This is a genomic window from Pseudomonas sp. B111 (assembly GCF_026428275.1).
In the GTDB taxonomy this organism is placed as follows: domain Bacteria; phylum Pseudomonadota; class Gammaproteobacteria; order Pseudomonadales; family Pseudomonadaceae; genus Pseudomonas; species Pseudomonas aeruginosa.
In genome coordinates, this window is record NZ_CP097857.1 from 1,226,461 (window position 1) to 1,252,087 (window position 25,627).

Consider the following 25,627-nt stretch of genomic DNA (forward strand, 5'->3'; position numbering starts at 1 on the left):
AGCGCATCAGCCCGGCGAGAGGGTGGTATACTGCGCGCCATGACTTCGCAGTCATCGAGGTCCGAGCAGTCTGGGACCAGACCCTCTCCCCTCGCAGCGTCGGGTTCGCCACCATGAACCCGCCGTACAACGCTCTACTGGCGCCCCTATATCCCGCGGCATATCTCGATTTCGATTCAACCCGATGTTGAGCGAAGGCATCGCGTCCACCAACGCGTATCGAGACTCTGTGCGCGCCCAGCAAAAAAGAGAGTTACCGTAGATGTCCATCCGCTCGAAGATCACCTACACCTTCACCGACGAAGCACCCGCGCTCGCCACCTACTCGCTCCTCCCCATCGTCAAGGCCTTTGCCGCTTCCGCCGGCATCGACGTCGAGACCAGCGACATCTCTCTTGCAGGACGCATCCTGGCCAACTTCGCCGACCGCCTCGACGCCGACCAGCGTATCGAAGACGACCTCGCCCGCCTGGCGGTCCTGGCCACCTCGCCCGACGCCAATATCATCAAGCTGCCCAACATCAGCGCCTCGGTGCCCCAGCTGAAAGGCGCGATCGCCGAGCTGCAGGGCCTGGGCTACAAGGTTCCCGACTTCCCGGAAGACCCGCAGACCGACGAAGAGAAAGAGGTTCGCGCACGCTACGCGAAGATCCTCGGCAGCGCCGTGAACCCGGTCCTGCGCGAAGGCAACTCCGACCGTCGCGCGCCTGCCGCGGTGAAGGCCTACGCCCGCAAGCACCCGCACTCCATGGGCAAGTGGAGCATGGCCTCGCGCTCCCACGCCGACTACATGCGCGGCGGCGACTTCTTCTCCAGCGAACAGTCCATCACCATGGCCAAGGCCGGTGACGTGCGCATCGAGTTCGTCGGCAAGGACGGCAAGGTCGAGGTCAAGAAGCAACTGAGCCTGCAGGAAGGCGAAGTGCTCGACAGCATGTTCATGAGCTGCGGCAAGCTGCGCGACTTCTTCGAGAAGACCCTGCAGGACTGCAAGGAAACCGGCGTCATGTGGTCCCTGCACGTCAAGGCGACCATGATGAAGATTTCCCACCCGATCGTCTTCGGACATGCGGTGAGCGTCTACTACAAGGACGTCTTCGACAAGTGGGGCCAACTCTTCGAAGAGCTCGGCGTGAACCCGAACAACGGTATCTCCAGCGTCTACGACAAGATCAAGTCGCTGCCCGCCTCCCAGCAGGAAGAGATCCTCCACGACATCCACGAGGTGTACAGCCACCGCCCGGAAATGGCGATGGTCGACTCCGTGAAAGGCATCACCAACCTGCACATTCCGAGCGACGTCATCGTCGACGCCTCGATGCCGGCGATGATCCGCAACTCCGGCCAGATGTGGGGCAAGGACGGCAAGCAGAAAGACACCAAGGCGGTAATGCCGGAAAGCACCTACGCCCGCATCTACCAGGAAATGATCAACTTCTGCAAGACCAACGGCGCCTTCGACCCGACCACCATGGGCAGCGTGCCGAACGTCGGCCTGATGGCGCAGAAGGCCGAGGAATACGGCTCCCACGACAAGACCTTCGAAATGACCGCCGACGGCACCATGCGCGTGGTCCTGGCCGACGGCAGCGTGCTGATGCAGCACGAGGTGGAGACCGGCGACATCTGGCGCGCCTGCCAGACCAAGGACGCGCCGATCCGCGACTGGGTCAAGCTGGCCGTCACCCGCGCCCGCCAGTCCGACACCCCGGCGATCTTCTGGCTGGACCCGGAGCGCGCCCACGACCGCGAACTGCGCAAGAAGGTCGAGCTGTACCTCAAGGACCACGACCTGACCGGCCTCGACATCAGCATCATGGGCTACAACGAGGCCATTCGCGTCAGCATGGAACGCCTGATCCGCGGCAAGGACACCATCTCGGTGACCGGCAACGTCCTGCGCGACTACCTGACCGACCTGTTCCCGATCATGGAACTGGGCACCTCGGCCAAGATGCTCTCCATCGTTCCGCTGATGGCGGGCGGCGGCATGTACGAAACCGGCGCCGGCGGCTCGGCACCCAAGCACGTCCAGCAACTGGTGGAAGAGAACTACCTGCGCTGGGACTCCCTGGGCGAGTTCCTGGCCCTGGCCGTGTCCCTGGAGGAAACCGGGATCAAGACCGGCAACGCCAAGGCCAAGCTGCTCGGCAAGGCGCTGGACGAAGCCACCGGCAAGCTGCTGGACAACAACAAGTCGCCGTCGCGCAAGGTCGGCGACATCGACAACCGCGGCAGCCACTTCTACCTGGCGATGTACTGGGCCCAGGCCCTGGCCGCCCAGGACGAAGACGCCGAACTGAAAGCGCACTTCGCACCGCTGGCCAAGGCCCTGACCGAGCAGGAAGCGACCATCGTCGCCGAACTCAATGCGGTCCAGGGCAAGCCGGCCGAGATCGGCGGCTACTATCGCTCCAACCCGGAGCTGACCAGCAAGGTGATGCGCCCCAGCGCCACCTTCAACGCGGCGATCGACAGCCTGGCCTGATGGCGTCACGCTGACGAAGCAGAAACCCCGGGCCTACGCTCGGGGTTTCTTTTTATCGAGGCCTTTTCCGTACCGAGGAGACATCCATGAGCTGGCATCCCCATGTCACCGTAGCGACCATCGTCGAGGACCAGGGCCGCTTCCTGCTGGTCGAGGAACAGGCCGACGGCCGCGAGGTGCTGAACCAGCCCGCCGGGCACCTGGAGCCCGCCGAAAGCCTGCTCGAGGCCGCCCTGCGCGAAACCCTCGAGGAAACCGGCTGGGAGGTCGAGCTGAGCGCCGTCACCGGCATCTACCTGTACACCGCCCCGTCCAACGGCGTCACCTACCAGCGCGTATGCTTCGCCGCCCGCCCCGTGCGCCACCATCCCGAACGCGCCCTCGACGACGGCATCATCGGCCCGCGCTGGCTGACCCGCGACGAACTGGCCGCCCAGCCGCAGCGCTGGCGCAGCCACCTGGTGCTGCGCTGCATCGACGACTACCTGGCCGGCGGCCGCTATCCCCTGGCGCTGATCCGCGACACCCACGTGTCGCCCTCCCTGCCCCAGGCCTGATAGAATCCGCGTTTTACGAATTCGCCCGTGACGCCTGATCGCTATGTCTGAATCCGCCCCCACCCCACGCCGCGAGCGCGTGATCGTCGGCATGTCCGGCGGCGTCGACTCGTCCGTCTCCGCCCTGCTCCTGTTGCAGCAGGGCTATCAGGTCGAAGGCCTGTTCATGAAGAACTGGGACGAGGACGACGGCACCGAATACTGTACCGCCCGCGAGGACCTGGCCGACGCCCAGGCCGTCTGCGACCGGATCGGCATCAAGCTGCACACGGCGAACTTCGCCGCGGAATACTGGGATAACGTGTTCGAGCACTTCCTTGCCGAGTACAAGGCCGGCCGTACGCCGAACCCGGACATCCTCTGCAACCGCGAAATCAAGTTCAAGGCGTTCCTCGACTACGCGCTGATGCTCGGCGCGGACCTGATCGCCACCGGCCACTATGTGCGGCGCCGTGACCGCGACGGGCGCACCGAGCTGCTCAAGGGCCTGGACCCGAACAAGGACCAGAGCTACTTCCTGCACGCGGTGGGCGGCGAGCAGATCGCCCGCAGCCTGTTCCCCGTCGGCGAACTGGAGAAGCCGGAAGTCCGCGCCATCGCCGAGAAGCATGGCCTCGCCACGGCGAAGAAGAAGGACTCCACGGGCATCTGCTTCATTGGCGAGCGACGCTTCACCGATTTCCTCAAGCAGTATCTGCCGGCCCAGCCGGGCGACATCGAGACCACCGAAGGCAAGGTCATCGGTCGCCACAGCGGCCTGATGTACCACACCATCGGCCAGCGCCAGGGCCTCGGCATCGGCGGTCTCAAGGAAGCCGGCGACGATCCCTGGTACGTACTCGGCAAGGACCTGCAACGCAACGTGCTGCTGGTCGGCCAGGGCAACGACCACCCGCTGCTGTTCTCCCGCGCCCTGCTGGCCTCGCGAATCTACTGGGTCAACCCGGTCGAACTGGAGCGGCCGCGCCGCCTGCGGGCCAAGGTGCGCTACCGGCAGAGCGACCAGGACTGCGTCCTGGAGAAAACCGCCGAAGGCTACCGCGCGGTGTTCGACGAACCGCAGCGCGCAGTGACCCCGGGGCAATCGGTGGTGTTCTACGACGGCGACGTCTGCCTCGGCGGCGGCGTGATCGAAACGGCGGAAGCCTGGGATTTCGGAGGACGCCCGTGAGCGATCCGCGACAGCAACTGATTGCCCTCGGCGCCGTCTTCGAATCCGCAGCCCTGGTCGACAAGCTGGCACGCACCGGGCAGATCAGCGAAGCCCCGCTGGGCTGCATGCTCGGCAGCCTGCTGGCGCGCAACCCGGCCAGCACCCTGGACGTCTACGGTGGCGACAGCCTCAACCTGCGCGACGGCTTCAAGGCCCTGGCCAGCGCCCTGGAGCGCAAGCCCGGCAGCCTGCAGCGCGAACCGCTGCGCTACGCCCTGGCGATGCTGACCCTGGAACGGCAACTGGACAAGCGCGGCGACATGCTTGACCTGATCGGCCAGCGCCTCGACCAGGTCGAACAGCAGGTCCAGCACTTCGGCCTGGTCCACGAGAACGTCATCGCCTCCTTCGCCAGCATCTACCAGGACACCCTCAGCACCTTCCGCCAGCGCATCCAGGTACACGGCGACATGCGCCATCTGCAGGTCAGCAGCAACGCCGCGCGGATCCGCGCCCTGCTGCTCGCCGGCATCCGCTCGGCGCGGCTCTGGCGGCAACTGGGCGGCAGCCGCTGGCAGATGGTGTTCAGCCGGCGCCGGCTGCTCAACGAACTCTATCCCCTGCTGCGCGGCTAGCCATGGCCGTGGCCGGGAGCCAGCCGCAACGGCGCAACAGCCCGACCCAGGGCGCCGCCATGCTGGCTCTTTCGGCGCTGTTCTTCGCCCTGATGGGCGGCCTGATCCGCGAGGCTTCCAGCACCGTCAACAACGAAACCGTGGTGTTCTTCCGCAACCTCGTCGGCGTGCTGTTCTTCCTGCCCCTGGCGCTGACTCGCGGCATCGGCCCGCTGCGCACCCGCCGCCCGCTATCGCACCTGCTGCGCACCACCTACGGCCTGGGCGGCATGTACTGCTACTTCTACGCCCTCGCCCACCTGCCGCTGACCGACGCCATGCTGTTCAGCTATGCCGCGCCGGTGTTCACGCCGCTGATCGCACACCTGTGGATCAAGGAGCCGCTGACCCGCCGCATGATGGTCGCCACCCTGGTCGGCTTCCTCGGCGTGCTGCTGGTAGCCAGGCCCAGCGGCGCGGTAGTGGCGCCGATCGCCCTGGTCGGCATCGCTTCCAGCCTGATGGCCGCCTGTGCCTTCGTCTCGATCCGCGAAATGAGCGACAGCGAGCCAGCCTATCGCATCGTCTTCTACTTCGCCCTGTTCGGCACCCTGTTCTCCGCCGTACCGCTGGCCTGGGCCTGGCAGCCGCTGAACGGCCGGGAACTGCTCCTGCTGCTCGGCGCCGGACTGTTCGCCAGCCTCGGCCAACTGACCATGTCGCAGGCCTATGCCCTGGCCTCCCCGGGAGTGATCGGACCGATCGCCTACATGGCCATCGTTTTCGCCGGGGTGATCGCCTGGCTGCGCTGGGAGGAACTGCCCAGCCACACGTCGCTGCTCGGCGCCGCCCTGATCTTCGCCGCCAGTCTGATCCCCCTGCTGGGCAACCGCCCCGCCGAAAGGCCCCGCTGAATGCCCCACCGGGGCGCACCTTTCATGTATGATATGCGCCCCTTTTTCGTTGACTTCCAGCCACGAGAACGTCTCATGCAGCTTTCCTCGCTCACCGCGGTATCCCCCGTCGATGGCCGCTATGCCGGCAAAACCAGCAGCCTGCGTCCGATCTTCAGCGAATACGGCCTGATCCGTTTCCGCGTCATGGTGGAAGTCCGCTGGCTGCAGCGCCTCGCCGCCCACGCCGGGATTCCCGAGGTCGCGCCGTTCTCCGCCGAAGCCAACGCCCTGCTCGACAGCCTGGCCAGCGACTTCCAGCTGGAACACGCCGAACGCATCAAGGAAATCGAGCGCACCACCAACCACGACGTGAAAGCCGTGGAGTACCTGCTCAAGGAACAGGCCGCCAAGCTCCCGGAGCTGGCCGCGGTCAGCGAGTTCATCCACTTCGCCTGCACCTCCGAGGACATCAACAACCTGTCCCACGCCCTGATGCTCCGCGAGGGTCGCGACAGCGTGCTGCTGCCGCTGATGCGCCAGATCGCCGAGGCCATCCGCGAACTGGCGGTGAAATTCGCCGACGTGCCGATGCTCTCCCGCACCCACGGCCAGCCCGCCTCGCCGACCACCCTGGGCAAGGAACTGGCCAACGTCGTCTACCGCCTGGAGCGGCAGATCAAGCAGGTCGCCGGCATCGAGTTGCTGGGCAAGATCAACGGCGCCGTGGGCAACTACAACGCCCACCTGTCCGCCTATCCCGAAGTCGACTGGGAAGCCAACGCCCGCCAGTTCATCGAAGGCGACCTCGGCCTGACCTTCAACCCCTACACCACCCAGATCGAGCCGCACGACTACATCGCCGAGCTGTTCGATGCGATCGCCCGCTTCAACACCATCCTCATCGACTTCGACCGCGACGTCTGGGGCTACATCTCCCTCGGCTACTTCAAGCAGAAGACCGTGGCCGGCGAGATCGGCTCCTCGACCATGCCGCACAAGGTCAACCCGATCGACTTCGAGAACTCCGAGGGCAACCTCGGCATCGCCAACGCGCTGTTCCAGCACCTGGCCAGCAAGCTGCCGATCTCGCGCTGGCAGCGCGACCTGACCGACTCCACCGTGCTGCGCAACCTCGGTGTCGGCATCGCCCACAGCGTCATCGCCTACGAGGCCAGCCTGAAGGGCATCGGCAAGCTGGAGCTGAACGCCCAGCGCATCGCCGAGGACCTGGACGCCTGCTGGGAAGTCCTCGCCGAGCCGGTGCAGACCGTGATGCGTCGCTATGGTGTGGAAAACCCCTACGAGAAGCTGAAGGAACTGACCCGCGGCAAAGGCATCAGCGCCGAAGCCTTGCAGACTTTCATCGAAGAGCTGGCGATTCCCGCCGAGGCCAAGGTCGAGCTGAAGAAGCTGACCCCGGCCGGCTACGTCGGCAATGCCGCCGCCCAGGCCAAGCGCATCTGAGCACGCAACCCTTTTGCACGCCCGGCTGCGCCGGGCGTTTTTGTTTCAAGGACTTAACCATGAATGCTGATACTCCCCTGCAACTTCTGGGCGGACTGACCGCTGCCGAATTCCTCCGCGACTACTGGCAGCGCAAACCGCTGCTGGTCCGCCAGGCGATCCCGGACTTCGAAAGCCCGCTGTCCGCCGACGAGCTGGCCGGGCTGTCGCTGGAGGAGTCGGTGGAATCGCGCATCGTCCTCGAACACGGGAAAACCCCGTGGGAAATGCGCCGTGGCCCGTTCCAGGAGGAGGACTACCAGCACCTGCCGGAACAGGACTGGACCCTGCTGGTGCAGGCGGTCGACCAGTTCGTCCCGGAAGTCGCCCAACTGCTGGAGCAATTCCGCTTCCTGCCCAGCTGGCGGATCGACGACGTGATGATCAGCTACGCCGCTCCCGGCGGCGGCGTCGGTCCGCACTTCGACAACTACGACGTATTCCTGCTTCAGGGCCACGGACGCCGGCGCTGGAAAGTCGGACAGATGTGCAGCAGCGACAGCCCGCTGCGCGAGCACGCCGACCTGCGCATCCTCGCCGACTTCGAACAGAGCGACGAGTGGGTCCTGGAGCCCGGCGACATGCTCTACCTGCCCCCGCGCCTCGCCCACTACGGCATTGCCGAAGACGAGTGCATGACCTACTCGATCGGCTTCCGCGCGCCCAGCGCCGCCGAAGTGCTGACCCATTTCACCGACTTCCTCGGCCAGTTCCTCTCCGACGAGGAGCGCTACACCGATGCCGGCCTGCAACCGGTAGGCGACGATCCGCACCAGATCCAGCGCGACGCTCTGGAGCGCCTGCAGGGCCTGATCCAGGAGCACATGAGCGACGAGCGCCTGCTGCTGACCTGGTTCGGCCAGTTCATGACCGAGCCGCGCTATCCTGAACTGGTTGCCGGCGAGGATATCCCCGAAGAGGAGCTATTCGGCGCCCTCGAGGATGGCGCGCTGCTGGTGCGCAACCCCAGCGCCCGCCTGGCCTGGAGCGAGATCGACATCGGCCTGGTGCTGTTCGCCAGCGGCCAGAGCGTACTCCTGCCCGGCCAGCTCAAGGAACTGCTGAAGCTGGTCTGCTCGGCCGATGCGTTGCATCTGGAAAACCTCGGCCAATGGCTGGCCGACGACGATGCGCGTAAGCTGTTGGCGGAGTTGGTCAAACAGGGCAGTTTGGAGTTTGCAGATGAATAAGATCCGCGTACGCGTAGCCGACTGGCAGAAGGACAATGCCGAGCTGCGCCGCATCCGCGAAGCGGTCTTCATTGCCGAACAGTCGGTTCCGCCGGAACTGGAGTGGGACGCCGAAGACGACGAAGCCGTGCATTTTCTCGCCTATGAAGGCGAATACGCGATCGGCACCGCGCGCCTGCTGGGCGACGGGCACATCGGCAGGGTCTCGGTACTCAAGGACTGGCGCGGCCTGAAGGTCGGCGACGCGCTGATGCGCGCGGCCATCGAGGAAGCCGAGCGACGCGGCCTGAAGCGCCAACTGCTGACCGCGCAGGTCTACGCCATTCCCTTCTACGAGCGACTGGGCTTCAAGGTCGATAGCGGCGAATTCCTCGATGCCGGCCTGCCCCATGTCGACATGGTTCGCGACAGCGACTGAGGCCCGATGAGCGACACCCCGGAGACCTCGCCGGCCGACCTGCCGGCCATCGAATTCAGCTCTCCGGGGCGCTTTGCGGTACGCAACCCGGCAAGCGCCGCACCACCCGCGGAACGCTGGGAACCAGCGCCATTCCGCCTCGGCGAACATGAGCCGCTGGAGCGCTTCGAGCATCCGCAGGAAGCCCGCGCCCATGCCCTGGCCCTCCTGCAGCAGGCCCGCCGCTCGCTCTGCCTGCACAGTCCCGACCTGGAAAGCTGGCTCTATCACCACAGCAGCATCCAGGAAGCCTGCACCCGTATCCTCCTGGCCAATCCACGCAATCGCCTGCGTATCCTCGTTGGCGACAGCGCCCAGGCCGTGCGCAACGGCCACCGCCTGATCAGCCTTTCGCGCCGCCTGTCGAGCAACTGCCTGATCCGCCGGCTCAACCCGGACTACCCTAAAGAGGACGACGCCTTCCTCCTGGCCGACGACCAGGGCCTGCTGCTGCGCCCGAAACCGGCGCAACCGGCGGGCTACGCCTGCTACCGTGCCGCCGGGCGGGTGCGTCAACTCCAGGCCCGCTTCGAGCAGGCCTGGGACACCAGTCTTTCCGACCCGGACCTGCGGAGCTTCCTCCTGTGACCCTGTTGCGCACCACCCTGCTCTCCTCGCTGTTGGCGACAGTCGTTCTCGGCGCCTCGGCCGCCCCGCGCACCGAAGTGATCCCGCTCAACTACCGCACCGCCGACGACGTGATGGCGGTGGCCCAGTCGGTCATCGGCAGCGAAGGCAAGGTCACCGCCTATGGCAACCAGTTGATCGTCAATGCCGAGCCGGCGAAGATCCGCGAGTTGCAATCGGTCCTGCAGCAGATCGACTCGCGCCCGCATCGCCTGCTGATCACCGTGGATACCAGCGAGAACCTGCAACAGGACAGCCGCGGCTATTCGGTGGATGGTTCGGCCAGCGCCGGCAACATCGAGATCCAGAGCGGCCGCGGCGAGGTCAACGGCAAGGATCGCGTCCGCATCATCCGTCGCTCCACCGACAGCCGTTCCGGCGGCAGCCAGCAGGTCCAGGCCACCGAGGGCTACCCGGCGCTGATCCAGGTCGGCCAGAGCGTCCCCATCACCAGCACCGCCACCGGTCCCTACGGGCAGATCTACAGCCAGACCGAATACCGCAACGTCAACCGCGGCTTCTACGTCACCGCGACGCTGACCGGCAATCTGGTGCACGTCACCATCAGCTCCAGCAATGACCGCCTCAGCCAGAGCCATCCCGGCGTCATCGATACCCAGAGCACCGACACCCGGGTCAGCGGCAAGCTCGGCGAGTGGATCACCCTGGGCGGCGTCAGCGAACAGAACCAGGCCGACCAGCGCGGCTTCGTGCGTCGCTACTCGACCCAGGGACGCGACGACACCAGCCTGCGCCTGAAAGTCGAAACCCTCGACTGACCGACGGCGCTCTTTCCAGCGCGAATTGTCTCCCGCTCCGGCAAAGCCGCGAGGCGCGGGCTCTTGCGGGCATTTTCGATGCAAACGGAAACATCTCGACCAGACAAGACCATCCGGTCACTCTTAGACCTTCGTGTAGTAGTCTTGAAAAAACACTACAAAACGTTTGACGACGGATTTTTTCCAGAGCATGATGGCCCCGCTCCCGCTAATCAGGGGCTCTGAAACGACGAGCTCCCGGTGCCTGCGCCGATACGCCCTCGGCCTCCACCGTGTTGATCTGCCCACAAGGCGGCTTGACGAGATTGCGACTGGAACGAAGTTGTCCTGAGGGACGGGGAAGCGTTTACGTATCAGCCAGATCGAAAGACTCGACAGCGAGTCGCCCACCGGCAACCACGAGCCGAACGGCACTTGATCCAGTCGAGAAGCACGGTCCGCGAACTGTTCGTCTCCACCCCCTCCTCGGCGTCATTCTTCGCCACGGTCATTCTCTCGCCATGCAGCGGTGAGCCACCCGCAAGACAACCTTCACCAGCAGGTTTTGAGTGGGTCAGTCGGTGCTCAACCAATACATTTCTTGAAGGATTGACCATGTCCGCATATCAGAACGAGATCAAGGCAGTTGCCGCGCTGAAAGAGAAGAACGGCAGCAGCTGGAGCGCGATCAACCCCGAGTACGCAGCTCGCATGCGTATCCAGAACCGCTTCAAGACCGGCCTGGATATCGCCAAGTACACCGCGGCCATCATGCGCAAGGACATGGCCGAATACGATGCGGACTCCTCCGTCTACACCCAGTCGCTGGGTTGCTGGCACGGCTTCATCGGGCAGCAGAAGCTGATCTCGATCAAGAAGCACCTGAAGACCACCAACAAGCGCTACCTCTACCTGTCCGGTTGGATGGTCGCCGCGCTGCGCTCCGACTTCGGCCCGCTGCCGGACCAGTCCATGCACGAGAAAACCGCGGTTTCCGGCCTGATCGAAGAGCTGTACACCTTCCTGCGCCAGGCTGACGCCCGCGAGCTGGACCTGCTGTTCACCGGCCTGGACGCTGCCCGCGCCGCTGGCGACAAGGCCAAGGAAGCCGAGCTGCTGGCCCAGATCGACAACTTCGAAACCCACGTGGTGCCGATCATCGCCGACATCGACGCCGGCTTCGGCAACGCCGAGGCGACCTACCTGCTGGCCAAGAAGATGATCGAAGCCGGCGCCTGCTGCATCCAGATCGAAAACCAGGTGTCCGACGAGAAGCAGTGCGGCCACCAGGACGGTAAGGTCACCGTTCCGCACATCGACTTCCTCGCCAAGATCAATGCCGTACGCTACGCCTTCCTCGAGCTGGGCGTGGACGATGGCGTGATCGTCGCCCGTACCGACTCCCTGGGCGCCGGCCTGACCAAGCAGATCGCCGTGACCAACGAGCCGGGCGACCTGGGCGACCTGTACAACTCCTTCCTGGATTGCGAAGAAATTTCCGAGGCCGAGCTGGGCAACGGCGACGTCGTGATCAAGCGCGAAGGCAAGCTGCTGCGTCCGAAGCGCCTGGCTTCCAACCTGTTCCAGTTCCGCAAGGGCACCGGCGAAGATCGCTGCGTCCTGGACTGCATCACCTCGCTGCAGAACGGCGCCGACCTGCTCTGGATCGAAACCGAGAAGCCGCACGTCGGCCAAATCAAGGCAATGGTCGATCGCATCCGCGAAGTGATTCCGAACGCCAAGCTGGTCTACAACAACAGCCCGTCCTTCAACTGGACCCTGAACTTCCGCCAGCAGGTGTTCGATGCGTTCGTCGCCGAAGGCAAGGACGTTTCCGCCTACGACCGCAACAAGCTGATGAGCGTCGAGTACGACGACACCGAGCTGGCCAAGGTCGCCGACGAGAAGATCCGCACCTTCCAGCGCGATGGCTCGGCCCACGCCGGCATCTTCCACCACCTGATCACCCTGCCGACCTACCACACCGCCGCGCTGTCCACCGACAACCTGGCCAAGGGCTACTTCGCCGACGAAGGCATGCTGGCCTACGTGAAGGGCGTGCAGCGCCAGGAACTGCGCCAGGGCATCGCCTGCGTCAAGCACCAGAACATGGCGGGCTCCGACATCGGCGACAACCATAAAGAGTACTTCGCTGGCGAAGCCGCTCTGAAGGCCAGCGGCAAAGACAACACCATGAACCAGTTCCACTAAGGAACAGGGGCCAGCCGGGCAGCCACGATCTGCCCGGCCCGCCTCGCGAAAACCCCGGCTCCGGCCGGGGTTTTTCATTTCCGGATCATGGCAAAAGGCCTCGAGTGCCTGTCATCGTCCCGTCGCTTTCAGCGGTTAGCGTCAATGCTCCGTCGATCAGCCCACAAGGAGCACGTCCGTGAGCCTGGAGAAAAAAGATACCATCCTGTTCGGTGATGGCGACGAGTTGCCCAGCAACCATTCGAACAACCCGCACATGAACGACCTGATCGCCGGCCTCGGCCGCCGCCAGGTCCTGGCCGGCGGCGCGGCGCTCGGCGCCCTCGCCTTCCTCGGCGTCGCGCTCCCCGCCAGCGCCGCTCCCGCCGAAGCGCAGGCGCCCGCCGCGGAAGGCCTGCGCGGCTTCCCTTTCAAACGCCGCAACCGCTTACCCTTCGAAGCCATCGCCAGCGGCCGCGCCGATACCATCCGGGTGCCCGCCGGCTACAAGGCGACGCCCTTCATACCCTGGGGCACCCCGATCAGCGGCAGTTATCCGGGCTTCCTCGACGACGCCAGCAACAGCGCCCAGGACCAGGCCGAACAGATCGGCATGCACCACGACGGCATGCACTTCTTCCCGATCGACGCGCAGTTCGGCTTCGGCGGCGGACACATCAGCAACCATGGCCTGCTGGTGCTCAACCATGAATACATCGACGCGCCGCTGCTGCACACCAATGGCCCGACCGTGGTCGATGGCAAGCGCACCGTCGCCGATGAAGTGCGCAAGGAAATCAACGCCCATGGCGTTTCCGTCGTGGAGATCCGTCGCAACGTGCGTGGCGAGTGGAATGTCGTGCCGTCGCAACGCAATCGGCGGATCACCGCCGCCACGCCGATGCGTATCGCCGGCCCGGCGCGCGGCCACGAACTGCTGCGCACCCGCCACAGTCCGGACGGCACCCGCACCCGCGGCACCCATAACAACTGTTCCAACGGTTTCACCCCCTGGGGCACCTACCTCACCTGCGAGGAGAACTGGGTCGGCTATTTCTCCACCCAGGACAGCGAACTGCCGCGCGAACTGACCCGCTACGGCATTCGCAACACCAGCCGTTTCGGCTGGGAAACCCTGGCGGGCGACGAGTTCGAGCGCTTCGACGCCACCCGCAAGGGCAAACAGGCTCAGGACGACTACCGCAACGAACCGAACAACTTCGGCTGGATCGTCGAGATCGACCCGTTCGACCCGCAATCGGTACCGGTCAAGCGCACCGCTCTCGGTCGCTTCGCCCACGAAGGCCTGGTCTTCGCCCCGGTCAAGCCGGGCCGCCAGGTAGTCTGCTACTCCGGCGACGACTCGCAGAACGAGTACATCTACAAGTACGTCAGCCGCGACAAGTTCCGTCCGGGTCGCAGCAACGCTCGCCTGCTCGACGAAGGCACCCTCTACGTCGCCCGCTTCAACGCCGATGGCAGCGGCCAGTGGCTGCCGCTGGACATCGCCGACGGCAACTTCCGCGCGGCCTGTCGCAAGGCCGGGGTGAGCTTCGCCGACCAGGGCGAAGTGCTGATCAACACCCGCCTGGCCGCCGATGTCCTCGGCGCGACCAAGATGGATCGCCCGGAGTGGGGCGCGGTCAACCCGGACAACGGTGACGTCTACTTCACCCTCACCAACAACACGTCGCGCACCGTCGCCGACGCGGCCAACCCACGGGTGAAGAACGCCTACGGCCATATCATCCGCTGGCGCGAACGCAGCCGCGACTATGCCGGGCAACGCTTCACCTGGGACCTGTTCATGCTCGCCGGTCCCGGCGAAGACAGCCGCGGCCCGGACGGCAAGCCGCTGAACCAGGACAATATCCTGGCCAGCCCCGACGGCCTCTGGTTCGACCCGGAAGGCCGCCTGTGGATCCAGACCGACATGAGCGGCAGCCAGTTGAGCAGCGGCCCGTTCGGCAACAACCAGATGCTGGTGGCCGACCCGCGCACCGGCGAACTGAAGCGCTTCCTCACCGGTCCGCTGGGTTGCGAGGTGACCGGCATTGCCGCGACGCCGGACTTCCGTACGCTGTTCATCAACATCCAGCACCCGGGGGAAGGCTCGACCGCCGATAACCTCCTCAGCACCTGGCCGGACGGGCCGGGCCGCCGGCCACGCTCGGCCACCGTGGTGATCACCCGCGAAGACGGCCGACGCCTGCTCTGACGCGCCACGACGACCTGCGTTGGCCGGAATGCCGGCGCAGGTCGCCGCTACAGCCGTGGGCAAGCCCGGGCAAAGCGGGTGGAATGCAGACTCCCTCTCTATGGAAGGACGCCAGCATGCCCAAGCGCAATCGTCTCAGCCGCGCCGTCGGCGCCATCAACCTCCTCCCCCGCCGCCTGCGCAGCCGCAGCCTGACGCTGCTGCTGGGCTCCCAGGTGCGCTTCGCCGGCACGGCGAGGGTGCGCATCCATGAACTGGGGCAGGAGCGCGCCATCCTCAGCCTGAAGAACCGTCGACCGGTGCAGAACCACATAAAAGGTATCCATGCCGCAGCGATGGCCTTGCTCGCCGAGTCGGCCAGCGGCTTCCTGGTCGGAATGAACGTACCGGACGACAAGCTGCCGCTGATCAAGACCATGAAGATCGACTATCTCAAGCGCGCCCAGGGCGACCTGACCGCCATCGCGACGCTGGAGGCCGGACAGATCGAGCAGATCCGGCAACAGGACAAGGGCGAGGTCCGCGTGGCGGTGCTGGTCAGCGACGAGAACGGCAACCAGCCGATCGCCTGCGAGATGGTCTGGGCCTGGGTCGGCAAGAAACCCCGGGACGCTACCGCAGCCCCTAGGTAGCGCACCTCCAGAGCGACTACATCTGCGCTGCGAAGCGAACCGCCGCAAACCTTGCCCAGCGCCTTCGCATCCGTCACGAAGAACCGCGGGCGCAGCCCCAGGCGGCGCCACAGCCGGGTTGTCATGGTGCGGAAAGAAGAAAAACCGCCATGCGCCCGGCCCGGAAAATATTCCCGGTTTAATGCAATAACGGATTGATCGCGAGTAATTACCAATAAAAGGGTAAACAATAGTAACGCGGCGAAGAATATATGTAGCGAAGTTATACGGATGCGACATTGCAAACGATATTCATTATCGTTTGAGGTCTTGCAAAGAGCCCTCCCCCACGCTTCGCGGCAATACGACCAAAAGCCAGCCAGGCCGCGCCATTTCTCGCAGAGACAGCATTCACGAGGCTTTCGGGGATTAACCAAAGCGCTGGAAAAAGCAGAGAAGCGTCTGTTTGTGTTAGAAAAATTTACTTGTCCGGCGCTTTGGGCATAAAATCGGAAAGATACATACAACCCTTAGCTCACTACGCAGCGGGTTGCACAAGAAGTCGGGCATTGCGCCCAGAACCCACGATCTTATATATCCGGTACAGAAGGAGTATCAGCATGCCAAACCCAGCTGAACTTGCAGCTCATCACTGGGGATTCGCTGCCTTCCTTCTAGGGGTCGTTGGCCTTCTCGCCTTCATGCTAGGGGTTTCGTCCCTGCTTGGCAGCAAGGCATTTGGTCGCAGCAAGAACGAACCCTTCGAATCCGGGATCGTCCCCACCGGAGGCGCACGCCTGCGTCTCTCGGCAAAATTCTATCTGGTCGCGATGCTCTTCGTGATCTTCGACGTCGAAGCCCTCTTCCTCTTCGCCTGGTCGGTGTCGGTTCGCGAAAGCGGCTGGGCCGGTCTGATCGAGGCAACCATTTTCATAGCAATTCTGTTGGCGGGTCTTGTCTATCTTTGGCGGATCGGTGCGCTCGATTGGGCTCCCGAAAGCCGTCGCAAGCGGCAGGCGAAGCTAAAACAATGAGGCTTTGGCGATGCAATACAAACTTACCCGGATCGATCCCGATGCGGCCAACGACCAATACCCGATAGGCGAACGGGAAACCGTAGCCGACCCGCTGGTCGAGGGCCAGGTTCACAAGAACATCTTCATGGGCAAGCTCGAGGATGTGCTGAACTCCACCGTCAACTGGGGTCGCAAGAACTCGCTCTGGCCCTATAACTTCGGGCTGTCGTGCTGCTACGTGGAGATGACCACCGCCTTCACCGCGCCGCACGATATCGCCCGCTTCGGCGCCGAAGTGATCCGGGCGTCGCCGCGCCAGGCCGATTTCATGGTCATCGCCGGCACCTGCTTCATCAAGATGGCCCCGGTCATCCAGCGCCTCTACGAGCAGATGCTCGAACCCAAGTGGGTCATCTCCATGGGCTCGTGCGCCAATTCCGGCGGCATGTACGACATCTATTCGGTGGTCCAGGGGGTCGACAAGTTCCTCCCCGTGGACGTCTACATCCCCGGCTGCCCGCCCCGTCCGGAGGCGTTCCTGCAAGGCCTGATGCTGCTGCAGGAATCCATCGGCCAGGAGCGCCGCCCGTTGTCCTGGGTCGTTGGCGACCAGGGGGTCTACCGCGCCGAAATGCCGGCCCAGAAAGACCTGAAACGCGAGCAGCGCATCCAGGTGACCAACCTGCGCAGCCCCGACGAAGTGTGATCCGGAACTCCCGGCCAGCCCCGCTGGCCGGCCGAGACCAGCCGCGTTCACCCCACCGTTGACCGAAAGCGACCGAGACCATGACTGCAGACTCCGCTCTGTACATCCCGCCTTACAAGGCAGACGACCAGGATATCGTCGTCGAACTGAATTCCCGCTTTGGCGCCGAGACCTTCACCGTCCAGCCCACCCGTACCGGCATGCCGGTGCTCTGGGTCCCGCGCGAAAGACTGATCGAAGTCCTGACCTTCCTCCGTCAGGTACCCAAGCCCTACGTGATGCTCTACGACCTGCACGGCGTCGACGAGCGGCTGCGCACCCATCGCCGCGGCCTGCCGAGCGCCGACTTCAGCGTGTTCTACCACCTGATGTCGCTGGAGCGTAATAGTGACGTGATGATCAAGGTCGCCTTGTCCGAGCGCGACCTCAACCTGCCCACCGCCACCCGTATCTGGCCCAACGCCAACTGGTACGAGCGCGAAGTGTGGGACATGTACGGCATCACCTTCACCGGCCACCCGCACCTGACCCGCATGCTGATGCCGCCGACCTGGCAGGGCCATCCGCTGCGCAAGGACTACCCGGCGCGCGCCACCGAGTTCGATCCCTACTCCCTGTCCGCCGCCAAGCAGGACCTGGAGCAGGAGGCCCTGCGCTTCAAGCCGGAAGACTGGGGCATGAAGCGCCACGGCGAGAACGAGGACTACATGTTCCTCAACCTCGGCCCGAACCACCCGTCCGCCCACGGCGCGTTCCGCATCATCCTGCAACTGGACGGTGAGGAGATCATCGACTGCGTCCCGGAGATCGGCTACCACCACCGCGGCGCCGAGAAGATGGCCGAGCGCCAGTCCTGGCACAGTTTCATCCCCTACACCGACCGCATCGACTACCTCGGCGGGGTGATGAACAACCTGCCCTACGTACTCTCGGTGGAGAAGCTCGCCGGGATCAAGGTGCCGCAGCGGGTCGACGTGATCCGGATCATGATGGCGGAGTTCTTCCGTATCCTGAACCACCTGCTGTACCTGGGCACCTATATCCAGGACGTCGGCGCCATGACCCCGGTGTTCTTCACCTTCACCGACCGCCAGCGCGCCTACAAGGTGGTCGAGGCCATCACCGGCTTCCGCCTGCACCCGGCCTGGTACCGCATCGGCGGCGTCGCCCACGACCTGCCGCGCGGCTGGGACAAGCTGGTCCGCGAGTTCCTCGACTGGATGCCCAAGCGCCTCGACGAGTACGAGACCGCGGCCCTGAAGAACAGCATCCTGCGCGGCCGGACCATCGGCGTCGCCCAGTACAACACCAAGGAAGCCCTCGAGTGGGGCACCACCGGCGCCGGCCTGCGCGCCACCGGTTGCGACTTCGACCTGCGCAAGGCCCGCCCCTACTCCGGCTACGAGAACTTCGAGTTCGAGGTACCGCTGGCCCACAACGGCGACGCCTACGACCGCTGCATGGTCAAGATGGGCGAGATGCGCCAGAGCCTGCGGATCATCGAACAGTGCCTGAAGAACATGCCGGAAGGCCCGTACAAGGCCGACCATCCGCTGACCACGCCGCCGCCGAAAGAACGCACGCTGCAACACATCGAAACCCTGATCACCCACTTCCTGCAGGTTTCCTGGGGCCCGGTCATGCCGGCCAACGAAGCCTTCCAGATGATCGAGGCGACCAAGGGTATCAACAGCTACTACCTGACCAGCGACGGCAGCACCATGAGCTACCGCACGCGTATCCGGACGCCCAGCTTCGCGCACCTGCAACAGATCCCCTCGGTGATCAACGGCAGCATGATCGCGGACCTGATCGCCTACCTGGGTAGCATCGATTTCGTTATGGCTGACGTGGACCGCTGACATGAGCCAGAGCAACCTGATTCAGACCGACCGTTTCGTCCTCAGCGAAACCGAGCGCTCGTCCATCGAGCATGAAATGCATCACTACGAGGACCCGCGCGCGGCGTCCATCGAAGCCCTGAAGATCGTCCAGAAGCAGCGCGGCTGGGTGCCGGACGGCGCCATCCCGGCGATCGGCGAGGTGCTGGGGATCCCGGCCAGCGACGTCGAAGGCGTCGCCACCTTCTATAGTCAGATATTCCGCCAGCCGGTGGGCCGCCACATCATTCGCGTCTGCGACAGCATGGTCTGCTACATCGGCGGCCACGAGTCGGTGGTCGGCGAGATCCAGAAGCAACTCGGCATCGGTCTCGGCCAGACTACCGCCGACGGACGCTTCACCCTGCTCCCGGTCTGCTGCCTGGGCAACTGCGACAAGGCCCCGGCGCTGATGATCGACGACGACACCCATGGCGACGTGCGTCCCGACGGTGTCGCCAAACTGCTGGAGGCCTACGTATGACCCTTACCTCCATTGGTCCGGCCAACCGCATGACGCGTTCGGCGGAAACCCATCCGCTGACCTGGCGCCTGCGCGAAGACGCCCAGCCCGTCTGGCTCGAGGAATACCAGAGCAAGGACGGCTACGCCGCGGCGCGCAAGGCGCTGACTCAGATGGCCCAGGACGACATCGTCCAGACCGTCAAGGACTCCGGCCTCAAGGGCCGCGGCGGCGCGGGCTTCCCCACCGGCGTGAAGTGGGGCCTGATGCCGAAGGACGAGTCGCTGAACATCCGCTACCTGCTGTGCAACGCGGACGAGATGGAGCCGAACACCTGGAAGGACCGCATGCTCATGGAGCAGCTGCCGCACCTGCTGGTGGAAGGCATGCTGATTTCCGCGCGCGCGCTGAAGGCCTACCGCGGCTACATCTTCCTGCGCGGCGAATACGTCGACGCGGCGCGCAACCTCAACCGCGCCATCGACGAAGCCAAGGCCGCCGGCCTGCTCGGCAAGAACATCCTCGGCAGCGGCTTCGATTTCGAGCTGTTCGTCCACACCGGTGCCGGCCGCTACATCTGCGGCGAAGAGACCGCGCTGATCAACTCGCTGGAAGGCCGCCGCGCCAACCCGCGTTCCAAGCCGCCCTTCCCCGCCGCCGTCGGCGTCTGGGGCAAGCCGACCTGCGTGAACAACGTGGAGACGCTGTGCAACGTGCCGGCCATCGTCGGCAACGGCGTGGACTGGTACAAGACCCTGGCCCGCCCCGGCAGCGAAGACATGGGCACCAAGCTGATGGGCTTCTCCGGCAAGGTGAAGAACCCCGGCCTGTGGGAACTGCCGTTCGGCGTCAGCGCCCGCGAGCTGTTCGAGGACTACGCCGGCGGCATGCGCGACGGCTTCCAGCTCAAGGCCTGGCAGCCCGGCGGCGCCGGTACCGGCTTCCTGCTCCCGGAGCACCTGGATGCGCAGATGTTCGCCGGCGGCATCGCCAAGGTCGGCACCCGGATGGGCACCGGCCTGGCCATGGCGGTGGACGACAGCATCAACATGGTTTCCCTGCTGCGCAACATGGAAGAGTTCTTCGCCCGCGAGTCCTGCGGCTGGTGCACCCCCTGCCGCGACGGCCTGCCGTGGAGCGTGAAGCTGCTGCGCGCCCTAGAGCGTGGCGAAGGCCAGCCCGGCGACCTCGAGACCCTCGAGCAACTGGTCAACTTCCTCGGCCCAGGCAAGACCTTCTGCGCCCATGCGCCGGGAGCCGTCGAGCCGCTGGGCAGCGCCCTCAAGTATTTCCGTGCCGAATTCGAGGCGGGCATCTCCCGCCAGCCTTCGGCCGCGCCGCGCCCGGCAACGGTCGGCGCCTGATGCTTTGCAGCCGGACGGCCAGCCGTCCGGCGATGTTTCGTCGTCGTGCCGCGGCCCGGCCGCAGGCCCGACGGAACCGTGAGTTTCTATTAGCCACGCCCGCTGACAACGGGCCAACGAAGACTTGAACCATGGCCACTATCCACGTAGACGGCAAGACGCTCGAAGTCGATGGTGCAGACAACCTCCTGCAGGCCTGTCTGTCCCTCGGTCTCGACATTCCCTACTTCTGCTGGCACCCGGCGCTCGGTAGCGTCGGCGCCTGCCGCCAGTGCGCGGTGAAGCAGTACACCGACGAGAACGACAAGCGTGGTCGCCTCGTCATGTCCTGCATGACCCCCGCCACCGACAACACCTGGATCTCCATCGAAGACGAAGAGGCCAAGCAGTTCCGTGCCAGCGTCGTCGAATGGCTGATGACCAACCACCCGCACGACTGCCCGGTGTGCGAGGAAGGCGGTCACTGCCACCTGCAGGACATGACGGTGATGACCGGCCACAACGAGCGCCGGTACCGCTTCACCAAGCGCACCCACCAGAACCAGGAACTCGGCCCGTTCATCGCCCACGAGATGAACCGCTGCATCGCCTGCTACCGCTGCGTGCGCTACTACAAGGACTACGCCGGCGGCACCGACCTCGGCGTCTACGGCGCCCACGACAACGTCTACTTCGGACGGGTCGAGGACGGCGTGCTGGAAAGCGAGTTCTCTGGCAACCTCACCGAGGTCTGCCCCACCGGCGTGTTCACCGACAAGACCCACTCCGAGCGCTACAACCGCAAGTGGGACATGCAGTTCGCCCCGAGCATCTGCCACGGCTGCTCCAGCGGCTGCAACATCAGCCCCGGCGAGCGCTACGGCGAGATCCGCCGCATCGAGAACCGCTACAACGGCTCGGTCAACCACTACTTCCTCTGCGACCGCGGTCGCTTCGGCTACGGCTACGTCAACCGCGAAGACCGTCCGCGCCAGCCGCTGCTGGTGCTGAGCAAGCAGAAGCTGAGCCTGGACGGCGCCCTCGACCAGGCCGCCGCCCTGCTGAAGGAGCGCAAGGTGGTCGGCATCGGTTCGCCGCGCGCCAGCCTGGAAAGCAACTTCGCCCTGCGCGAGCTGGTTGGCGAAGGCAACTTCTACAGCGGCATCAACGAAGGCGAGCTCGACCGCCTGCGCCTGATCCTGCAGGTCATGCAGGAAGGCCCGCTGCCGGTGCCGAGCATCCGCGACATCGAGGACCACGACGCGGTCTTCGTCCTCGGCGAGGACCTGACCCAGACCGCCGCCCGCATCGCCCTGGCCCTGCGCCAGTCGGTGAAGGGCAAGGCCGTCGAGATGGCCGCCGACATGAAGGTCCAGCCGTGGCTCGACGCCGCGGTGAAGAACATCGCCCAGCATGCGCAGAACCCGCTGTTCATCGCCAGCGTCAGCGCGACCCGCCTCGACGACGTGGCCGAGGAAACCGTTCACGCCGCGCCGGACGATCTCGCTCGCCTCGGCTTCGCCGTGGCCCACGCGATCGACCCAAGCGCCCCGTCCGTGGCCGACCTCGACCCGCAGGCCCAGGCCTTCGCCCAGCGCATCGCCGATGCCCTGCTGGCGGCCAAGCGTCCGCTGGTAGTGTCCGGCAACTCGCTGGGCAACAAGGCATTGATCGAAGCCGCGGCGAACATCGCCAAGGCCCTCAAGCAGCGCGAGAAGAACGGTTCCATCAGCCTGGTGGTCGGCGAAGCCAACAGCCTCGGCCTGGCGCTCTTCGGCGGCGACTCCGTGGAAGCCGCGCTCGAGCGACTGACCTCCGGACAGGCCGACGCCGTGGTGGTGCTGGAGAACGATCTCTACCGCCGCACCGACGCCGCCCGTGTCGACGCAGCCCTGGCGGCGGCCAGGGTGGTGATCGTCGCCGATCACCAGCAGACCGCCACCACCGCCAAGGCGCACCTGGTGCTGCCGGCGGCCAGCTTCGCCGAAGGCGACGGCACCCTGGTCAGCCAGGAAGGCCGCGCCCAGCGCTTCTTCCAGGTGTTCGACCCGACCTACTACGACGCCAAGAACATGGTCCGCGAGGGCTGGCGCTGGCTGCATGCGATCCACAGCACCCTGCAAGGCAAGCGCGTCGACTGGACCCAGCTGGACCACGTCACCGAAGCCGTGGCCGAGGCCAAGCCGATCCTGGCCGGTATCCGCGACGCCGCACCGGCCGCCTCGTTCCGCATCAAGGGCCTCAAGCTGGCCCGCGAACCGCACCGCTACAGCGGGCGCACCGCCATGCGCGCCAACATCAGCGTGCACGAACCGCGCACCCCGCAGGACATCGACTCGGCGTTCGCCTTCTCCATGGAAGGCTACTCCGGCAGCCAGGAAGACCGTCAGCAGATCCCGTTCGCCTGGTCGCCGGGCTGGAACTCGCCGCAGGCCTGGAACAAGTTCCAGGACGAGGTCGGCGGCCACCTGCGCGCCGGCGACCCCGGCGTGCGCCTGATCGAACCGAAGGGCGAAGGCCTCGACTGGTTCCAGGCCGTGCCGGTGCCGTTCAGCGCCAAGGCCGACAGCTGGAAGGTAGTACCGCTGTACCACCTGTTCGGCAGCGAGGAAAACAGCTCGCGGGCCGCGCCGATCCAGCAGCGCATCCCGGAGACCTACGTCGCCCTGTCCAAGGAAGACGCGGACCGCCTCGGCGTCAACGACGGCGCGACCCTCGGCTTCCAGCTCAAGGGCCAGGCCCTGCGCCTGCCGCTGCGCATCGATGAACAACTCGGCGCCGGCCTGATCGGCCTGCCGGTCGGCTTCGCCGGCATCCCGGCGGCGATCGCCGGCTGCTCCGTGGAAAGTCTGCAGGAGGCTGCACAATGAGTTGGCTGACTCCCGCTCTGGTCACCATCATCCTCACCGTGGTCAAGGCCATCGTGGTGCTGCTCGCCGTGGTCATCTGCGGCGCCCTGCTAAGCTGGGTCGAGCGCCGCCTGCTCGGCCTCTGGCAGGACCGCTACGGCCCCAACCGGGTCGGTCCGTTCGGTGCGTTCCAGCTCGGCGCGGACATGGTCAAGATGTTCTTCAAGGAGGACTGGACCCCGCCGTTCGCCGACAAGATGATCTTCACCCTGGCCCCGGTGATCGCGATGGGCGCCCTGCTCGTCGCCTTCGCCATCGTGCCGATCACCCCCACCTGGGGCGTGGCGGACCTGAACATCGGCATCCTGTTCTTCTTCGCCATGGCCGGCCTGACGGTGTACGCCGTGCTGTTCGCCGGCTGGTCGAGCAACAACAAGTTCGCCCTGCTCGGCAGCCTGCGCGCCTCGGCCCAGACCATCTCCTACGAGGTGTTCCTGGCCCTGTCGCTGATGGGCATCGTCGCCCAGGTCGGCTCGTTCAACATGCGCGACATCGTCCAGTACCAGATCGACAACGTCTGGTTCATCATTCCGCAGTTCTTCGGCTTCTGCACCTTCATCATCGCCGGCGTCGCCGTGACCCACCGTCACCCGTTCGACCAGCCGGAAGCGGAGCAGGAACTGGCGGACGGCTACCACATCGAGTACGCCGGGATGAAATGGGGCATGTTCTTCGTCGGCGAGTACATCGGCATCGTACTGGTCTCGGCGCTGCTGGCGACCCTGTTCTTCGGCGGCTGGCACGGTCCGTTCCTGGACACCCTGCCCTGGCTGTCGTTCTTCTACTTCGCCGCCAAGACCGGCTTCTTCATCATGCTCTTCATCCTGATCCGCGCCTCGCTGCCGCGTCCGCGCTATGACCAGGTGATGGCGTTCAGCTGGAAGGTGTGCCTGCCGCTGACCCTGATCAACCTGCTGGTGACCGGCGCGCTCGTGCTGGCCGCGGCCCAGTAAGGAGAACCACCGTGATCAAAGAAATCATCAACGTCGTGCATGGCACCTTCACCCAGCTTCGCAGCCTGGTGATGATCTTCGGCCATGCCTTCCGCAAGCGCGACACCCTGCAATACCCCGAAGAGCCGGTCTACCTGCCGCCGCGCTATCGTGGCCGGATCGTCCTGACCCGCGACCCCGACGGCGAGGAACGCTGCGTAGCCTGCAACCTGTGCGCCGTGGCCTGTCCGGTTGGCTGCATCTCCCTGCAGAAGGCCGAGACCGAGGACGGTCGCTGGTATCCGGAGTTCTTCCGCATCAACTTCTCGCGCTGCATCTTCTGCGGCCTGTGCGAGGAAGCCTGCCCGACCACCGCGATCCAGCTCACCCCGGACTTCGAGATGGGCGAGTTCAAGCGCCAGGACCTGGTCTACGAGAAGCACGACCTGCTGATCTCCGGGCCGGGCAAGAACCCGGACTACAACTACTACCGCGTTGCGGGGATGGCGATCGCCGGCAAGCCGAAAGGCGCCGCGCAGAACGAAGCCGAACCGATCAACGTGAAAAGCCTGCTGCCATAAGGAGACGTCGCGTGGAATTCGCTTTCTATTTCGCTGCCGGCGTCGCCGTACTGGCCACGCTGCGGGTCATCACCAACAGCAACCCGGTGCATGCCCTGCTCTACCTGATCATTTCCCTGCTGGCCATCTCGATGACCTTCTTCAGCCTCGGCGCACCCTTCGCCGGTGCCCTGGAGATCATCGTCTACGCTGGCGCCATCATGGTTCTGTTCGTCTTCGTGGTGATGATGCTCAACCTCGGCCCGGCCGTGGTCGAGCAGGAGCGCAAGTGGCTCACGCCCGGCATCTGGGTCGGGCCTTCGGCCCTGGCCCTGGTCCTGCTGGTGGAACTGCTGGTGGTCCTCGCCCGCACCCCGAGCGGTGCCGGCATCGGCCATACCACGGTAGACGCCAAGGCGGTCGGCATCAGCCTCTACGGCCCGTACCTGCTGGTGGTCGAACTGGCCTCCATGCTGTTGCTCGCGGCCCTGGTCGCTGCCTATCACCTGGGTCGTCAAGACGCCAAACAATAAAGGTTCGGCGGGCGCCCTGCGCC

General features: G+C 65.2%; 21 protein-coding genes and 1 pseudogene. All 22 read left to right on the forward strand.

The features are described from left to right. The first annotated feature begins 262 nt into the window (after positions 1-262). The 22 genes and pseudogenes from M6E97_RS05645 to nuoJ all read left to right on the forward strand — a co-directional run bounded on the left by M6E97_RS05645 (position 263) and on the right by nuoJ (position 25,604). On the forward strand, positions 263-2,488 hold the full coding sequence (locus tag M6E97_RS05645) for an NADP-dependent isocitrate dehydrogenase (protein ID WP_003090437.1): 2,226 nt from the start codon (positions 263-265) through the stop codon (positions 2,486-2,488). Positions 2,489-2,574: 86 nt separating this feature from the next. Beyond that, entirely contained in the window at positions 2,575-3,045 is a 471-nt protein-coding gene (locus M6E97_RS05650) for an NUDIX hydrolase (protein ID WP_003097654.1), read from the forward strand. A gap of 43 nt (positions 3,046-3,088) precedes the next feature. Beyond that, positions 3,089-4,216 carry a tRNA 2-thiouridine(34) synthase MnmA gene (gene mnmA, locus M6E97_RS05655; protein ID WP_003131114.1) on the forward strand — a complete coding sequence of 376 codons (1,128 nt, stop codon included), beginning with the start codon at positions 3,089-3,091 and terminating at the stop codon, positions 4,214-4,216. Beyond that, positions 4,213-4,833: a high frequency lysogenization protein HflD gene (gene hflD, locus M6E97_RS05660; RefSeq protein WP_003090440.1), complete on the forward strand. Its 621-nt coding sequence runs from the start codon at positions 4,213-4,215 to the stop codon at positions 4,831-4,833. The genes mnmA and hflD overlap by 4 nt, the downstream gene beginning before the upstream one ends. A 2-nt stretch (positions 4,834-4,835) precedes the next feature. Continuing rightward, complete coding sequence (locus M6E97_RS05665; protein ID WP_023095475.1) at positions 4,836-5,726, forward strand: DMT family transporter; 891 nt, start codon at positions 4,836-4,838, stop codon at positions 5,724-5,726. Between the two features lie 75 nt (positions 5,727-5,801). Further along, positions 5,802-7,172, forward strand: coding sequence for an adenylosuccinate lyase (gene purB, locus M6E97_RS05670; protein WP_003090442.1), 1,371 nt, complete (start codon positions 5,802-5,804; stop codon positions 7,170-7,172). A gap of 59 nt (positions 7,173-7,231) precedes the next feature. Next, positions 7,232-8,401, forward strand: coding sequence for a cupin domain-containing protein (locus M6E97_RS05675; protein WP_003090443.1), 1,170 nt, complete (start codon positions 7,232-7,234; stop codon positions 8,399-8,401). Further along, positions 8,394-8,819 carry a GNAT family N-acetyltransferase gene (locus M6E97_RS05680; protein ID WP_003090444.1) on the forward strand — a complete coding sequence of 142 codons (426 nt, stop codon included), beginning with the start codon at positions 8,394-8,396 and terminating at the stop codon, positions 8,817-8,819. Before M6E97_RS05675 ends, M6E97_RS05680 begins: the two co-directional genes overlap by 8 nt. A gap of 6 nt (positions 8,820-8,825) precedes the next feature. After that, positions 8,826-9,446: a hypothetical protein gene (locus tag M6E97_RS05685; RefSeq protein WP_023875212.1), complete on the forward strand. Its 621-nt coding sequence runs from the start codon at positions 8,826-8,828 to the stop codon at positions 9,444-9,446. Then, the gene (locus tag M6E97_RS05690; RefSeq protein ID WP_003090446.1) at positions 9,443-10,264 is read left to right on the forward strand and encodes a secretin N-terminal domain-containing protein; all 822 of its coding nucleotides are present in this window, start codon (positions 9,443-9,445) and stop codon (positions 10,262-10,264) included. Before M6E97_RS05685 ends, M6E97_RS05690 begins: the two co-directional genes overlap by 4 nt. A 594-nt stretch (positions 10,265-10,858) precedes the next feature. Next, the gene (locus M6E97_RS05695) at positions 10,859-12,454 is read left to right on the forward strand and encodes an isocitrate lyase (protein WP_003090447.1); all 1,596 of its coding nucleotides are present in this window, start codon (positions 10,859-10,861) and stop codon (positions 12,452-12,454) included. A gap of 178 nt (positions 12,455-12,632) precedes the next feature. Continuing rightward, complete coding sequence (locus tag M6E97_RS05700; protein ID WP_033939028.1) at positions 12,633-14,651, forward strand: PhoX family protein; 2,019 nt, start codon at positions 12,633-12,635, stop codon at positions 14,649-14,651. Positions 14,652-14,729: 78 nt separating this feature from the next. Next, positions 14,730-15,283 (forward strand): annotated as a pseudogene (locus M6E97_RS05705) (DUF4442 domain-containing protein). 599 nt (positions 15,284-15,882) lie between these two features. Continuing rightward, on the forward strand, positions 15,883-16,296 hold the full coding sequence (locus tag M6E97_RS05710; protein WP_003090452.1) for an NADH-quinone oxidoreductase subunit A: 414 nt from the start codon (positions 15,883-15,885) through the stop codon (positions 16,294-16,296). Positions 16,297-16,306: 10 nt separating this feature from the next. Continuing rightward, the gene (locus tag M6E97_RS05715; RefSeq protein ID WP_003090455.1) at positions 16,307-16,984 is read left to right on the forward strand and encodes a NuoB/complex I 20 kDa subunit family protein; all 678 of its coding nucleotides are present in this window, start codon (positions 16,307-16,309) and stop codon (positions 16,982-16,984) included. A gap of 80 nt (positions 16,985-17,064) precedes the next feature. Further along, positions 17,065-18,846, forward strand: coding sequence for an NADH-quinone oxidoreductase subunit C/D (gene nuoC / locus M6E97_RS05720; RefSeq protein WP_003090458.1), 1,782 nt, complete (start codon positions 17,065-17,067; stop codon positions 18,844-18,846). 1 nt (position 18,847) lies between these two features. Continuing rightward, positions 18,848-19,348, forward strand: coding sequence for an NADH-quinone oxidoreductase subunit NuoE (gene nuoE / locus M6E97_RS05725; RefSeq protein WP_003090460.1), 501 nt, complete (start codon positions 18,848-18,850; stop codon positions 19,346-19,348). Continuing rightward, entirely contained in the window at positions 19,345-20,691 is a 1,347-nt protein-coding gene (nuoF, locus tag M6E97_RS05730) for an NADH-quinone oxidoreductase subunit NuoF (protein ID WP_003090462.1), read from the forward strand. The genes nuoE and nuoF overlap by 4 nt, the downstream gene beginning before the upstream one ends. Positions 20,692-20,822: 131 nt before the next feature. After that, positions 20,823-23,540, forward strand: a complete 2,718-nt coding sequence (gene nuoG / locus M6E97_RS05735) for an NADH-quinone oxidoreductase subunit NuoG (protein ID WP_033939026.1) — start codon at positions 20,823-20,825, stop codon at positions 23,538-23,540. Continuing rightward, positions 23,537-24,532 carry an NADH-quinone oxidoreductase subunit NuoH gene (gene nuoH, locus M6E97_RS05740; RefSeq protein ID WP_003090465.1) on the forward strand — a complete coding sequence of 332 codons (996 nt, stop codon included), beginning with the start codon at positions 23,537-23,539 and terminating at the stop codon, positions 24,530-24,532. Before nuoG ends, nuoH begins: the two co-directional genes overlap by 4 nt. Before the next feature lie 11 nt (positions 24,533-24,543). Continuing rightward, a complete protein-coding gene (gene nuoI, locus M6E97_RS05745) occupies positions 24,544-25,092 on the forward strand; it encodes an NADH-quinone oxidoreductase subunit NuoI (protein ID WP_003090467.1) in 549 nt (182 codons plus the stop codon). A gap of 11 nt (positions 25,093-25,103) precedes the next feature. Next, complete coding sequence (nuoJ, locus tag M6E97_RS05750) at positions 25,104-25,604, forward strand: NADH-quinone oxidoreductase subunit J (protein ID WP_003090473.1); 501 nt, start codon at positions 25,104-25,106, stop codon at positions 25,602-25,604. Positions 25,605-25,627: the final 23 nt, after the last annotated feature.

Bases quoted from the DNA above. Each gene is read 5' to 3' on its own strand.
- M6E97_RS05645 (WP_003090437.1), top strand. From the start codon at position 263: ATGTCCATCCGCTCGAAGATCACCTACACCTTCACCGACGAAGCACCC.
- M6E97_RS05650 (WP_003097654.1), top strand. From the start codon at position 2,575: ATGAGCTGGCATCCCCATGTCACCGTAGCGACCATCGTCGAGGACCAG.
- mnmA (WP_003131114.1), top strand. From the start codon at position 3,089: ATGTCTGAATCCGCCCCCACCCCACGCCGCGAGCGCGTGATCGTCGGC.
- M6E97_RS05665 (WP_023095475.1), top strand. From the start codon at position 4,836: ATGGCCGTGGCCGGGAGCCAGCCGCAACGGCGCAACAGCCCGACCCAG.
- purB (WP_003090442.1), top strand. From the start codon at position 5,802: ATGCAGCTTTCCTCGCTCACCGCGGTATCCCCCGTCGATGGCCGCTAT.
- M6E97_RS05675 (WP_003090443.1), top strand. From the start codon at position 7,232: ATGAATGCTGATACTCCCCTGCAACTTCTGGGCGGACTGACCGCTGCC.
- M6E97_RS05680 (WP_003090444.1), top strand. From the start codon at position 8,394: ATGAATAAGATCCGCGTACGCGTAGCCGACTGGCAGAAGGACAATGCC.
- M6E97_RS05685 (WP_023875212.1), top strand. From the start codon at position 8,826: ATGAGCGACACCCCGGAGACCTCGCCGGCCGACCTGCCGGCCATCGAA.
- M6E97_RS05695 (WP_003090447.1), top strand. From the start codon at position 10,859: ATGTCCGCATATCAGAACGAGATCAAGGCAGTTGCCGCGCTGAAAGAG.
- M6E97_RS05710 (WP_003090452.1), top strand. From the start codon at position 15,883: ATGCCAAACCCAGCTGAACTTGCAGCTCATCACTGGGGATTCGCTGCC.
- M6E97_RS05715 (WP_003090455.1), top strand. From the start codon at position 16,307: ATGCAATACAAACTTACCCGGATCGATCCCGATGCGGCCAACGACCAA.
- nuoC (WP_003090458.1), top strand. From the start codon at position 17,065: ATGACTGCAGACTCCGCTCTGTACATCCCGCCTTACAAGGCAGACGAC.
- nuoE (WP_003090460.1), top strand. From the start codon at position 18,848: ATGAGCCAGAGCAACCTGATTCAGACCGACCGTTTCGTCCTCAGCGAA.
- nuoF (WP_003090462.1), top strand. From the start codon at position 19,345: ATGACCCTTACCTCCATTGGTCCGGCCAACCGCATGACGCGTTCGGCG.
- nuoG (WP_033939026.1), top strand. From the start codon at position 20,823: ATGGCCACTATCCACGTAGACGGCAAGACGCTCGAAGTCGATGGTGCA.
- nuoH (WP_003090465.1), top strand. From the start codon at position 23,537: ATGAGTTGGCTGACTCCCGCTCTGGTCACCATCATCCTCACCGTGGTC.